The following is a 12,108-nucleotide window of genomic DNA, read 5'->3' on the forward strand; positions in this document are numbered from 1 at the left end:
CGCAGGGAAATCCCCACCCCACGCAGAGCCACCGTTCGTTCAGAGCAGCGGCGCTTTCGTCTGCAAGGCATCCAGGACATAACCCCTCATCTTCGCACGCGCCACAAGCTCATTGAACTGCGCGCGAGGCATGGCGGGCGAGCGCGACAGTATCCAGAGGTACTTGCGGCTCGGACTACCGACCACCGCCCAGCGATAATCCGGGTCGACGTCCACCACCCAGTAATCCGCCCAGACCCACGGCAGCCAGCTCAGCCAGCGTGGCGCAAAGCGCACCTGCAGCGCGCCGCCGCGACCGCTGCCGTCCGGCCGTGCCAGGCCGATCGCGGTATCGAGCGAACCGTCGCCCGTACGGCAGGCATTGGTGACCTGGATCTGGCCCTCGATCAGGGCGTAATGCGCGGTGATGTCGCCTACGCACTGACGCTGGAACACCAGCGGTAGGTGGGCGATTTCGTGCCACTGGCCCATGTATCGCGCCAGATCCAGCCGGGCGACCGGCTGGTTGGGGAGGCTCTGCGCATGAATGCCCGAACACGTCACCAGCAAGCCGACAAAGGCGGGCGCAAGGAGACGCCTGTTGAGAAAGGTGCTGACTGGGTTCATCCCATGCTTACGCAGCAGGCCGCCCGATGGATGCAACAACAGGTGCGCGCCAGGATGGGGCGCCCTGAACGCCATGGCAGGCGACTGCACCGCCCTGGACGGTCGCTGCATCCAATGCATGGCCAGGCACGTATAAGCAGCATGATTCCATCACCCCACTCGACATGACCGTCGCCCTGCTGCCCGCCGTCGCCACCGTCAGCGCTCGACTCCCCGCGAGGGTCCACGGTGACGGCGGCGGACATCTTTGCGCACCCAGGATCAGCCTGGTAAGGCTATGATGGCCCCCACTCCTCCTCCTACAAAGGTTAGGCCTCTCGAGGCCGCTCGCCGCGTGTCTGGCCCAGCAAACCAAGCAACCGACGACGCGAACTATTGGGCTGACCAGGTGGCCGGCGTCGTCGCGCGGCGGGACGTGGAGTGCTTCATGCGCATCTACGACCACTACGCGCCGCGGTTGCTCAGGTACCTGTTGAGCCTGAAGGTGGCCCAGGCCCAGGCCGAGGAGCTCGTGCAGGAGACCATGCTTCGCCTGTGGCGCCGCGCCGACCTGTTCGATGCAAGGCGCGCCAGCCTGGCCACCTGGCTGTTTCGCATTGCCCGCAACCTGTATATCGACAGCATCCGGGGCGAACCGCACTGGCTGGATATCCAGGAAGGCCTCGACTGGCTCGACCGGACCACGCCGGAAGACGATGCCAGCAGCACCGAGGCATTCACCGACCACGTTGGCCTTTCCCGCGCCATCGATCAACTGCCGGCCACGCAGGCCCGCCTTATTCGCATGTCTTATTTCGAAGCCAAGAGTCACAGCGAGATCGCCCATGAGCTGGGCATGCCGCTGGGTTCCGTGAAGTCCAATCTGCGGCGCGCATTCGCCAAGCTGCAGGCGGGGCTGAGGGGCTCGTCATGAAGCCGCACCACCACCTCGATGACAGCACGTTGATCGGTTACTCGGCAGGCGCCTTGCCGGCGGCCTTCCGCGTCGTGGTGTCGGCTCATCTGAGCATCTGCCAAAGCTGCCGCGAGCGCATGCTGGACGCCGATGCGGTGGGCGGTCAGCTGATCAGCCTGCAAGAGGGCGCGGCGATGTCCGCCGCCGCACGCAACGACATCATGCGCCGGCTTGGCGAGCGTTCGACGCCGCCATCCATGACTGCCACGGCCAACCGCACTCTGGACCCCCATGTTCTGCCGCGGCCGCTTTGGCCTTATTTCGGTGAGACCTACAGCGACCTTCGCTGGCGAACCATCGGCCCTGGCGTGCATCACATCCGTTCGCGCCATGTCGATGATGGACACCTGATGCTGTTGCGCATCGCCCCGGGGCGATGTGTGCCCATGCATACGCACGGCGGCAACGAGCTGACCATGATCCTGCAAGGCGCCTATGACGACTCACTGGGGCATTTTGCGCCCGGCGACGTAGCCGATCTTGACAGCGATGTGGAGCATCAGCCGGTGACCTCGCCTGGCGTGCCCTGTGTGTGCGTCGCCGCGACCGACTTGCCCCTGCGTTTTTCGGGGTGGCTCGCGCGAACGTTGCAGCCGTTCTTCAAGCTGTAGGGCGAACAGCGAGGTAACCACGGCATGGCGACGACGATTCGCCTAGTGCTCGGCGACCAGCTCAATCCCGGTCACTCGTGGTTTCGCGACATCTCCGGTGACGTCGTGTACGTCATGATGGAGATCCGCCAGGAAACCGACTACGTCCTGCACCACGCACAGAAGATCCTTGCCATCTTCGCGGCCATGCGACGCTTTGCGGAGCTGCTGCGCGAACGCGGGCATCGCGTACACTACCTGGCCATCGACGCCCCGGCCAATCAACAGTCGCTCTGCGTCAACCTGGATGCCATCATCGCCGAATACGGCGCGGCGCGGCTGGAGTACCAGGCTCCTGACGAGTGGCGCCTGGACGAGCAGTTGCTCGAATATACCCGGCAGCTGCCCCTCGCCAGCTTCATGGTCGACAGCGAACACTTCTACACCACGCGCGACGAAGGGCAGCAGCAGTTCGGCAAGCGCAAGCGCTGGCTCATGGAGTCGTTCTATCGAAGCATGCGACGCAAGCATGGCGTGCTGATGGAGACGGACGGCAAGCCGGCCGGCGATCGATGGAACTACGACCACGAGAACCGGCAGGCCTGGCGTGGCGAACCGGAAGAGCCCCACGATCCTCGTCCATGCCACGACCATGGCGCGCTGTGGCGCACCATCCAGCAGTGCGGCGTGCGAAGCTTCGGCGCGCCCCAGGCATCCGCGTTTCGCTGGCCGCTCGACCGTAGCGAGGCGCTGCTTCAGCTGGACTTCTTCATGGCGCGGGTATTGCCTTATTTTGGCAGGTACCAGGACGCGATGAGCACGCAAGCGACCCGCCTGTTCCATTCGCTGCTGTCGTTCGCACTCAACACCAAGATGCTGTCGCCCCGCGAAGTGGTGGAGCGCGCCGAGCAGTGCTGGCGCAAAGGTAACGCGCCGCTCGCGGCCGTGGAGGGTTTTATCCGGCAAATCCTGGGGTGGCGCGAGTATGTGCGCGGCGTCTACTGGGCCCGCATGCCGGGTTACGATCGCAGCAACGTCTTCGGCCACCGTGGCGATCTTCCCAGCTGGTTCTGGAACGGCCGAACGCGCATGGCGTGCATGGCGCACGCCATTGGCCAATCGCTGCAGGAGGCGCACGCGCACCACATACAGCGCTTGATGGTGATCGGCAATTTTGCCCTTCTGGCCGGCCTGGATCCCTGGCAGGTGCACCAATGGTACCTGGGCGTCTACATCGACGCCTTCGAATGGGTGGAGTTGCCCAATACGGTCGGGATGAGCCAGTTTGCCGATGGCGGGCTGCTGGCCACCAAGCCCTATGTTTCCGGGGGTGCCTATATCCAGCGCATGAGCAACTACTGCACGCAGTGCCCTTTCCGCCCAACGCAGCGAACCGGCGCTCGCGCGTGCCCCTACACCACTCTCTACTGGGATTTCCTGGATCGGCATCGCCACCTGCTGGGCGGCAATCCCCGATTGGCACTAGCCTATCGCCAGTGGGACCGAATGGACGCCGAGGCGCAGCGAGCGTTGTCGAGCGCCGCATGGTCCATTCGATCAAACCTGGAAAAGCTCTAGAGCCTGCATCCACTGCTTTCCGTACTGAAAAGCCGCAGGCCCATGGCCGCGTTCAACGCCTGGGCAGCAACGAGAAGAACTCGGACCTCAGCGAGGCATCCTTGAGAAACGGTCCGCGCATGACGCTGTTGACCATTCGCGCCTCGTCGTCCTTGAGGCCTCGCCAACGCATGCAGTAATGATCCGCCTCCAGGACCACCGCCAAGCCCTCGGGCTTCAACCGGCTTTCCAGCAGATCGGCGACCTGTACGACTGCCTCTTCTTGAATCTGCGGCCGGGACATGATCCATTGCACCAGCCGGCCGTACTTGGAAAGGCCGATCAGGCTCGAATCCTTCTGCGGCAATACGCCGATCCAGATCTGGCCCATGATCGGGCACAGGTGGTGCGAGCAGGCACTGCGGATGCGCAAGGGCCCTACCACCATCAATTCGTTGAGTTGCTCCACGTTGGGAAATTCGGTGACATCAGGCATGACGCTGTAGCGGCCCGCGAATATCTCCTGGACATACATCTTGGCCAGGCGCCCCGCTGTTTCACGCGTGTTGTGGTCGTTGACCGTATCGATCACCAGCGACTCAAGCACTCCGTGCATCCTTTCGGCCACTTCCTGCTGTAGCAGCGCGAGCTCGCCCTCCTGCAGAAACTCGCCAATGTTGTCATTGGCATGGAATCGCTTCCCGTGGTGAAGAATGCGCTGCCGGATGCGCTCCGAAACCGGCGGCTCATCGTCGTTGCGGCGTGTTGCCGAAAGCGAACCGACCTTTATGTCCACGATGTTCTCCAGACCGGCGTTGACCGCCTGTCTACAAGGCGACTTGCCACACATCCAATAGCGGCCCATTCGATACACCCACGGTGTAAACGCCGACCTGTCCTATTTTTGGTATACGGAATAAATCATGGTTCGGATGCTTCGGCATTCCGAGGCGATGGTCTTGGCCCGTTTCGGCCGAAACCTTCGCAGCGGGCGCACGCCGCCAACCATCGGCGGGGGGCGCAGTGGCAGGCGAGACGCTCACCATGTGAGCCGCACCAACTGCATGCGGCACGGGTACGGCAGCGTCCACGCCTACACGCGCCGCCTGCGGAAGGAGGACCCGGATATGCGGGAACTAGGAGGGAGACGACACCAGTGATGGGCCTTGCCGCCTTAATTCGCCGGGTGCAACTTCCGCTTGGCGTCAGCCAGGAAAGCTCTCTTCTTTAGTTTCGTCCCAGGGATGATGGCACATTTAGTTTCAGGTCCCGGAAACTAACGCCGGAAGGAACAAGACACCGTCCGCTTTAAATTCAATTAGTTACACACATGCGTCGAGCGCATCATTACTTTCTCGAGCTTTGTCCGCTAATCGAGTCATGTCGGCTCATGCAGGCGCCGCCTGCCATGTTTCCGGCGCCACAGGAGTCTTTGCGTTCCCCGGCCGGTAACGACGGCTCATCAGCACGCCTGTTTCCGCGGGACGTGAGCCTGCCTTGCAAAAATGGGCAGGAGCGACCTCTGAAGCCTGCGTTGATTGCAATCAACTTTTCCTTGCGGGCACGGCACGAAACTCCTTGTGCGAGCGGTCGTCGGCTGCACGAGTTCTACTGGGAGGAGCGTTTCCGCGCAGCACGGCACCACTTGGGAAAAACTCAGCAGCCACAGTTCACGGTAATGGCCATATCCTCCCTGCCGGCGCTATCCGACATTGCCAATGACGCGCTTGGCCCTGCCGTGGGGCTGGCCATGGGCCTTCTCATTGGCCTCGAGCGCGAGCGCAGCAAGGGCCGGGGGCCCAGTCGCCATCCGGCCGGCGTCCGCACGTTCTCGATGATCGGCCTGACCGGTGCCGCCGCGGGCTTGATCGGTCCCGCAGGCATCTATATTTCCGGCGCCTTCCTCTCGGTCGCCATGGCAGCTGGCTACCTACGCACTCGATCCGAAGACCCCGGCCTTACGACCGAGGTGGCGATGCTATTGACGTTTCTGCTGGGCGTCCTTGCCCTGAGCTCGCCAGCCATCGCCGGCTCGCTGGGGATCGTGGCAACCATTTTCCTCGCCAGCAAGGACAAGCTTCACCACCTTTCCCGCCGATGGCTGACTGCCGCGGAGCTTCAGGACTTCCTGATTCTGCTCGCTTGCGCCTTCGTCGTGCTTCCCCTGCTCCCGGACGCGCCCCTGGACCCCTGGGGAGCCATCAATCCACGCCGCCTTTGGATTCTGGTGGTCGCCATCATGGCCATCGCCACGCTCGGATACCTGGCGCTTCGCGTGTTCGGAACAAGGTTTGGGCTTGCCATCGCCGGCATGGCGGGAGGCTTTGTCTCCAGCACCGCGACCGTGCTGTCGATGGCTGACCGCGCAGCAACAAACCCGCAGCGGACCGCGCAGGTCGCAAGTGCAGCTGTCATGTCCAACGTGGGGACCGTGGTGCAATTTGCCGTAGTGGTGGGTTCGCAGAACCAGTCGTTGCTCGAGAAGATCGCGTTGCCATTACTGGTCGCCGCCTCGGCAACCGTGGTCGCCGGGTTTGTCATGAGTTGGCGCTCCTTCATGACGAACGGTCACGAGCCCGGTTTTATGGAGAAGCATCCTTTTGACCCGGTATCCGTGCTTAAGCTCGTGACGCCCATTGCCGCGGTCATGCTCCTTCTTGCCATGGCAAGGGCCAAGCTCGGAGCGGCGAGCATGCCATGGATGACGGCTGTGTCCGCGCTGGCGGATGTGCACGCCGCCGCTGCAGCCGTTGCGCAGGCAGCGGCGACTGGACAGATCGATTCCTCCCACGCCATTCTCTACGCCACCATCGCCATGGTAACCAACGGTGCGTGGAAGTGCGTCGTCGCCTTCTTCAAGGGCAGCCTTGCGTATGGAATACGAGTTGCCAGCGCGCTGGCGCTCATCAATGGCGCATTCGTTCTTGCGACCATGATTCCGTAGCGTGGTCGGCGCAAAGTTCTCGCACGCGATATTCATCGGGAGCGCTCGGCGTCACCATTAGAGGAGATACCGCCGCCGTTCGTGCGATGGGAATCCCTCGCCTCGCGGCCTCTCAGTGCTGCATCAGTACAGGAATATCCGCACGCTGGAGCACATGGCGCGTTGCGCCGCCCAACACGCGTTCGCGCACCCGCGAGTGCCCATAGGCGCCCATGACAAGGCAATCGGCTCGCAGGCGCTTGGCCTCAGCCAGGAGTGCCTCGCCCGCCACCAGTAGGCTGGCATGCATCGGCACTTCGGTGACGGGAACGCCGTGCGCCCTCAGGTATTGCCCTGCGTTGAAGGCGGGAGGTTGCGGATCCTCGCTCTCCACCCGTAGCGCGCCATCCCGCAATACCGTGACACGCTCAGCGACTTCGACCAGCGGCAATGCGGCGTGTGTCGCCCTGGTGGACTCGATACTTCCGTTCCAGCCGATCACGATGCGTTTCATATCCAGGGGCTTGTCCCACTGAGGGGGCAAGACCAGGCAAGGTGCGCGGCAGGTGAGCAGCACTTCGCCGAGCACGTCGATCAACAGGGACTCTTCGGCGAGATCCCGCTCCAGCACGATCAGGTCATGCCACGCCCCAACCGACCGCATCGTCTTGGCAGGGCCGACCTGGGTATAGGTCCACGATACATGGCGCACGCCGCGCGAGTGGGCAAAGGCGGAGAAGGCGTCGAAGTCCTCGCGGCGGGCATGGGGTGCATCCATCAACAAGGCCATCACCGAGGGCTCGTCGTCGATGCCGCGCAGTGAACGCAACGATGGATCGATGTAGCAGCCCGTCACGTGCGCATTGAACATCGCGGCAATGTCCACGCCGGCGAAAGCCGCGGGGCTCCACGGGCCGGAGGACGTTACCAGTGCCAGCACGTCGTTGTAGCCCTTTCGTGGCCGAGCCATGGGGTCTACTTCGTAGATCGGCAGGCGGCTCTCGGTCGTGCTCATAAAGCCTCCGGCGTTTCAGCCCAAGTCCAGGCTGTGAACGACCTGCGTGCTGTCATCGGGATTCACTCGGCGCGAGAACCCAAGGTAGCTGGCAAGATCGCGCATCGCCTGATTTTCCGATGCGTCGATCGAGAACATCTGCCGGAAGCCTTTCCGTCGGGCAACGTCGATGAGGTGGCGCATCAGCAACACGCCCAGGCCCCGGCTCTGCCAATCGTCGGCAACCGTCACGGCACATTCGCATCGCTTGCCGTCGCCGGTGGCGCTGTAGCGACTCACGCCGATCTCGCGAAGCACGCCGTTGTCGTGGATCAGTGCCACGAAGGCCATCTGGCTCTCGTAGTCGATATCCATCAGTTGATCGAGCGTCCTCGGCGCCAGATGCTGGAAATCGCCCAGGAAACGCATGCGCCGGGACTTGTGCGACAGGCGTTCGATGAACTCGATCTCCCGTGCCCTGTCCTGTGCGCTCAGCGGGCGAATCAGTACGGGCGTTCCATCGCGCAGGGGTTCGATCCAGTGATCTCCCTCCAGTGCGTCCAGAAACGGAAGGAACGGTTTGGCGAGATCCGCAGTGTGGGTGGTTGAAGACATGGTGGCTACCTTGATGATTCGGGCCTCCCTCCTCTTCCGGCGGACAGGACGGCCGTGACGTCGTTGGCTTCCAGCGCGGATCCTTTTTAGATCGCGTGCCCGCTGGTGGAATTGATGACGATCAATTCCATGGCCACATGCGAGCGCCGCCACGCCGGGGAAGGACAGGCCGGGAAGTTGACCATCGTCAAAACGGCGTGCCGCAGGAGGCGCATGTTTGCCTTGTGGCCGCCGGCCCGTCCACGGACAGGCGCCCTCTTCCTAAGGCATTCCCGTGCCGAACTCGTTCCCATGGAGCACCGTCATGTTCAAGCGCATTCTCTTGCCCACCGATGGCTCGGAACTCTCCCTCCGGGCCGTAGACATCGGCATACAGCTGGCCAAGCAACTGGGCGCGGAAGTGTTTGCCTTCCACGCCATGGAGCCATTCGAGACCGTGCCGTATTTCACCGAGATGATGATCTTCCCCGAGGACGCCTACGAGAGGGAGGTCAATGAGCGGGCGCAGTACTATCTGGAAGAGATCAAGCAGCGTGCCGATGCGGCGAAGGTGCCGTGGAATGGCCGGCACGAATATGCCCACCGCCCCTACGAAGCGATCATGAATATCGCGCATGAGCAGAAATGCGATCTGATCGTCATGGGCTCGCACGGCCGCAAGGGCATCGACAAGCTCCTGCTTGGCAGCCAGACCAACAAGCTGTTGTTGAGCACCGATATTCCAGTACTCGTTTGCCAGTGACAAAGGCTACGGAACAAGGACCGCGGCGCCCTGCAGATGGCCGCGCCGCAGGTCTTCCAATGCCTTGTTCGCATCATTCAGTGCGTACCTGCGTACATGTACCTTGACCTTGGCGCGGGCGGCCAAGGCAAGAAATGCCCTTCCATCGTCACGCGTCAGGTTCGCCACGGAGAGCAGGCGCCTTTCTTCCCATAACCATGCATAGGGGAAGCTCGGGATATCGGACATGTGGATGCCGCCGCAGACGACCGAACCGCCCTTCCTCACCGTGCGCAAGGCGAGCGGCACCAGTTCGCCGGCAGGTGCGAAGATCAGCGCCGCGTCGAGGGGAAATGGCGGCGGCGACAGGGACGAGCCCGCCCACACGGCGCCCAACGACATCGCGAATTGCTGCGCCGCCTGATCTCCTTCGCGAGTGAACGCGCAAACGTCCTTTCCCTGGAACGTCGCCACCTGTATCAGCAGGTGCGCCGCTGCGCCAAAGCCATACAGCCCGATCCGTTCGCACTCGCCAGCCAGCGACAGCGCACGCCCGCCGATCAGGCCGGCGCAGAGCAGCGGCGCAGCCTCCGCGGCATCTGGGTAATCCTCTTCGGGCAACGGCAGACAGAATGCCGCGTCGGCCACGACATGGCTGGCATAACCGCCATCCCGGTTGCAGCCGGTGAGAACCGGCGTATCGCAGAGATTCTCCCTGCCTTGCAGGCAGTAATGGCAATGCCCGCAACTGCGGCCAAGCCAGGGTACGCCCACCTGCTCGCCCACGGCTGGAGACGACACGCCCGGCCCGGCCGCGTCGACGATGCCGACCACCTCATGACCAGGAACCACGGGATACCGTGCTTGCGGCAGCTCGCCATCAAGCAGGTGCAGGTCAGTGCGGCACACGCCGCACGCCCTCACCTCGATGCGCACCTGGCCAGGCCCCGGTAACGGCGCAGGCTCATCGACCTCCACCAAGGCGTGCCCGGGCGCGGAAAGTCGCATCGCTTTCATCGGAGCCTCCCATCACAGGATGAACATGCCCATCACGGCCAGGGCCATCATGGCCGTGGCGCCCCAGCCAAGCCAACGCAACCAGCCACTGACGACAAAGCGCGACATGGCGCTCGGCAGGCAGGCAACCCACATGATCGCCACCATGAGCGGCACGGATATCACGCCATTGATAACGGCCGCCCATAACAGCAGGCGAATCGGGTTGATAGGCGAGCAGCTCAAGGCTATGCCGATGAGCATGGCCATGCTGATGATGAAATAGAAAAGCTTGGCGCTGCCCGGCCTGTCGTTGAGGCTCGATCGCTTCCCGTTAGCCTCGGCCATGGCATATGCCGCCGATCCGGCCAGCACCGGCAAGGCCAGCATGCCCGTGCCGATGATGCCGACGGCAAACAGCAGCGAGGCGAACCGGCCAGCGATGGGCTCAAGCGCCTGCGCAGCTTCGGCGGGCGTCCGCACTTCGGTGACGCCATGCGCGTGCAGCACGGCGGCGCCCGTCAGAATGATGAAGAAGGCCACCAGGTTCGAATAAGTCATGCCGAACACCGTGTCGAAACGTATGCGCTCGAACGCGGCGAACGCCTGGCTCGGAGCTACGCTGAGGGGTTCGTCCCCAGGCGATATTTCCTCCTCCTCCACTTCCTCGGAGGCCTGCCAGAAGAAAAGGTACGGACTGATGGTGGTGCCAAAGACGCCGACCACCACAATCAGGTAACTCCGGCTCCACGGTCCCGCAGGCCAAAGATGCGCGAGCGCCTCGCGCCAGGGCACATGCACGACGAAGGCCGTGACCACGTATGCCAGCAAGCTCAAGGTGAGCCACTTCAGGAAAGGCGCATACCGGCCAAACGGCACCCACACCTCAAGGCCAAGCGAACACAGCGAAAGGAAAACCGCATAGAACCAGGCGGGACCGCCCAGCACGAGCCGCGCGGCAGCGCCCATGGCGCCCACGTCCGCAGCCAGGTTGATCACATTGGCCACCAGCAGCAGCGCGACCACCACGAGGACGAGCGGTTGCGGCATGTGCAGGCGCATGTTGGCTGCCAGCCCCCTCCCCGTCACTCGGCCGACATGGGCGCAGACCATCTGGATGCCGATCATGAAAGGCAAGGTCAGCACGGCCGTCCAGAGCATCGCGTAGCCCCAAAGGGCTCCGGCCTGGGTGTAAGTGGCGATGCCGCTGGGGTCGTCGTCGGCCGCGCCGGTGATCAATCCCGCGCCCAGCCGGCGCACGCCCACCGACTGCACTGGCCTGAGTGGCGCATCGATCCGTTCAAGTGACATGAGGAACCTCCCGGCAACCACGCGAAGCATTTCAGAGCGGCCGTTGGCGCTATTGATCGCCGTCAACGCACGGCCGAATAGGCCGCGCATTTCCTGCGTGAAGGGATTCAGGCAACGTGCAACCCGAAGAGACTCGCCGCGCCACATCGACATCGCCATTGACGCCCGTCAATAGCCGCCGGCCATGCGCCTCTATCTTTCCCCATACGCCAGACAATCACCGCAGGAGCGGCCGGGAGGAGAAACATGTCTACCGCATGGATCCTGGTAAGCGACGCCGCACGCGCACGCCTTTTCGAAACCATCGCCGACGATGCAAGCATCGTGGAGATCGCGTGTTACACAAACCCCGGGCTGCGTGGGGCGACCAACCTGAGCAGCACGGGCCGCACCGTGCCACGCACGCAGGACAGCACTGGCCCGGCCCGCCACATCATCGAGCCGCACACCAGCCATCGCGACAAGGAAACGCAGGCGTTCGCGCATACCCTGGTGGTGCACCTGCTCGAAGCGCACTCGCATCATCGCTACGACCGCTTGTTCCTGGTGGCGCCACCGCATTTTCTGGGAGTGCTGCGCGAACATCTGCGCCATGCGCCAAGCGCCGGACTTGCTGGCGAGTTGCCCAAGGACATGGTCGCGCTCCCGCCCGCGGAGTTGCTTGCGCAACTCAAGGCTCATTTCCCACTGCGCCGTGGCGACTCCAGGCCTGCGCGTGCCTCCTGATGTCGCCCTGACGATGGTGCGGCTTGCGGTTCGCTGACAGGCTGCTCGCGCCTGCTCCCTCGGCCACCTTGCCGGGTGATTTCCCTCACCGTGCCGGTGTATCTTCAAACCATC

Annotated in this window: 12 protein-coding genes; 6 read left to right on the top strand and 6 right to left on the bottom strand. The window is 63.4% G+C overall.

The window, feature by feature from the left end; translation table 11 throughout:
- Nucleotides 1-39: 39 nt before the first annotated feature.
- On the bottom strand, nt 40-606 hold the full coding sequence (locus tag BDW41_RS21850; RefSeq protein ID WP_083337824.1) for a lipocalin family protein: 567 nt from the start codon (nt 604-606) through the stop codon (nt 40-42).
- A gap of 427 nt (nt 607-1,033) precedes the next feature.
- On the opposite strand from BDW41_RS21850, the gene BDW41_RS21855 reads away from it, so the two are divergent.
- Genes BDW41_RS21855 through BDW41_RS21865 form a run of 3 tightly spaced genes read left to right on the top strand, consistent with a single transcriptional unit; the run spans nt 1,034 to nt 3,729 of the window.
- The gene (locus BDW41_RS21855; protein ID WP_233496993.1) at nt 1,034-1,519 is read left to right on the top strand and encodes a sigma-70 family RNA polymerase sigma factor; all 486 of its coding nucleotides are present in this window, start codon (nt 1,034-1,036) and stop codon (nt 1,517-1,519) included.
- Nucleotides 1,516-2,172, top strand: a complete 657-nt coding sequence (locus tag BDW41_RS21860; RefSeq protein ID WP_074551989.1) for a ChrR family anti-sigma-E factor — start codon at nt 1,516-1,518, stop codon at nt 2,170-2,172. Before BDW41_RS21855 ends, BDW41_RS21860 begins: the two co-directional genes overlap by 4 nt.
- Nucleotides 2,173-2,196: 24 nt before the next feature.
- Nucleotides 2,197-3,729, top strand: a complete 1,533-nt coding sequence (locus BDW41_RS21865; RefSeq protein ID WP_074551990.1) for a cryptochrome/photolyase family protein — start codon at nt 2,197-2,199, stop codon at nt 3,727-3,729.
- Between the two features lie 52 nt (nt 3,730-3,781).
- Here the strand turns inward: BDW41_RS21865 and BDW41_RS21870 are convergent, their stop codons facing one another.
- Entirely contained in the window at nt 3,782-4,573 is a 792-nt protein-coding gene (locus tag BDW41_RS21870) for a GTP cyclohydrolase I (protein ID WP_233496994.1), read from the bottom strand.
- A gap of 669 nt (nt 4,574-5,242) precedes the next feature.
- Between BDW41_RS21870 and BDW41_RS21875 the strand changes: the two genes are divergently transcribed.
- Nucleotides 5,243-6,652, top strand: coding sequence for a DUF4010 domain-containing protein (locus BDW41_RS21875; protein WP_233496995.1), 1,410 nt, complete (start codon nt 5,243-5,245; stop codon nt 6,650-6,652).
- Between the two features lie 112 nt (nt 6,653-6,764).
- Here BDW41_RS21875 and BDW41_RS21880 read toward each other — a convergent pair whose 3' ends face one another.
- Complete coding sequence (locus BDW41_RS21880) at nt 6,765-7,646, bottom strand: universal stress protein (protein WP_074551991.1); 882 nt, start codon at nt 7,644-7,646, stop codon at nt 6,765-6,767.
- A 15-nt stretch (nt 7,647-7,661) separates the two neighbouring features.
- Complete coding sequence (locus BDW41_RS21885) at nt 7,662-8,240, bottom strand: GNAT family N-acetyltransferase (protein ID WP_074551992.1); 579 nt, start codon at nt 8,238-8,240, stop codon at nt 7,662-7,664.
- A 304-nt stretch (nt 8,241-8,544) separates the two neighbouring features.
- Here BDW41_RS21885 and BDW41_RS21890 point away from each other — a divergent pair, with 304 nt between their 5' ends.
- Nucleotides 8,545-8,982, top strand: a complete 438-nt coding sequence (locus BDW41_RS21890) for a universal stress protein (RefSeq protein WP_074551993.1) — start codon at nt 8,545-8,547, stop codon at nt 8,980-8,982.
- Between the two features lie 6 nt (nt 8,983-8,988).
- Here the strand turns inward: BDW41_RS21890 and BDW41_RS21895 are convergent, their stop codons facing one another.
- Both BDW41_RS21895 and BDW41_RS21900 read right to left on the bottom strand, forming a co-directional pair.
- On the bottom strand, nt 8,989-9,978 hold the full coding sequence (locus tag BDW41_RS21895) for a zinc-dependent alcohol dehydrogenase family protein (RefSeq protein ID WP_074551994.1): 990 nt from the start codon (nt 9,976-9,978) through the stop codon (nt 8,989-8,991).
- Nucleotides 9,979-9,990: 12 nt separating this feature from the next.
- A complete protein-coding gene (locus BDW41_RS21900) occupies nt 9,991-11,427 on the bottom strand; it encodes a divalent metal cation transporter (RefSeq protein WP_233496996.1) in 1,437 nt (478 codons plus the stop codon).
- An 87-nt stretch (nt 11,428-11,514) separates the two neighbouring features.
- On the opposite strand from BDW41_RS21900, the gene BDW41_RS21905 reads away from it, so the two are divergent.
- Complete coding sequence (locus BDW41_RS21905) at nt 11,515-11,994, top strand: host attachment protein (RefSeq protein ID WP_074551996.1); 480 nt, start codon at nt 11,515-11,517, stop codon at nt 11,992-11,994.
- Nucleotides 11,995-12,108: the final 114 nt, after the last annotated feature.

It is taken from the genome of Dyella sp. AtDHG13, assembly GCF_003201105.1.
Classification (GTDB): domain Bacteria; phylum Pseudomonadota; class Gammaproteobacteria; order Xanthomonadales; family Rhodanobacteraceae; genus Dyella; species Dyella jiangningensis_B.

Bases quoted from the DNA above. Each gene is read 5' to 3' on its own strand.
- BDW41_RS21895 (WP_074551994.1), bottom strand. From the start codon at position 9,978: ATGAAAGCGATGCGACTTTCCGCGCCCGGGCACGCCTTGGTGGAGGTC.
- BDW41_RS21855 (WP_233496993.1), top strand. From the start codon at position 1,034: ATGCGCATCTACGACCACTACGCGCCGCGGTTGCTCAGGTACCTGTTG.
- BDW41_RS21850 (WP_083337824.1), bottom strand. From the start codon at position 606: ATGAACCCAGTCAGCACCTTTCTCAACAGGCGTCTCCTTGCGCCCGCC.
- BDW41_RS21865 (WP_074551990.1), top strand. From the start codon at position 2,197: ATGGCGACGACGATTCGCCTAGTGCTCGGCGACCAGCTCAATCCCGGT.
- BDW41_RS21900 (WP_233496996.1), bottom strand. From the start codon at position 11,427: ATGGCGATGTCGATGTGGCGCGGCGAGTCTCTTCGGGTTGCACGTTGC.
- BDW41_RS21870 (WP_233496994.1), bottom strand. From the start codon at position 4,573: ATGGGCCGCTATTGGATGTGTGGCAAGTCGCCTTGTAGACAGGCGGTC.
- BDW41_RS21905 (WP_074551996.1), top strand. From the start codon at position 11,515: ATGTCTACCGCATGGATCCTGGTAAGCGACGCCGCACGCGCACGCCTT.
- BDW41_RS21860 (WP_074551989.1), top strand. From the start codon at position 1,516: ATGAAGCCGCACCACCACCTCGATGACAGCACGTTGATCGGTTACTCG.
- BDW41_RS21885 (WP_074551992.1), bottom strand. From the start codon at position 8,240: ATGTCTTCAACCACCCACACTGCGGATCTCGCCAAACCGTTCCTTCCG.
- BDW41_RS21890 (WP_074551993.1), top strand. From the start codon at position 8,545: ATGTTCAAGCGCATTCTCTTGCCCACCGATGGCTCGGAACTCTCCCTC.
- BDW41_RS21880 (WP_074551991.1), bottom strand. From the start codon at position 7,646: ATGAGCACGACCGAGAGCCGCCTGCCGATCTACGAAGTAGACCCCATG.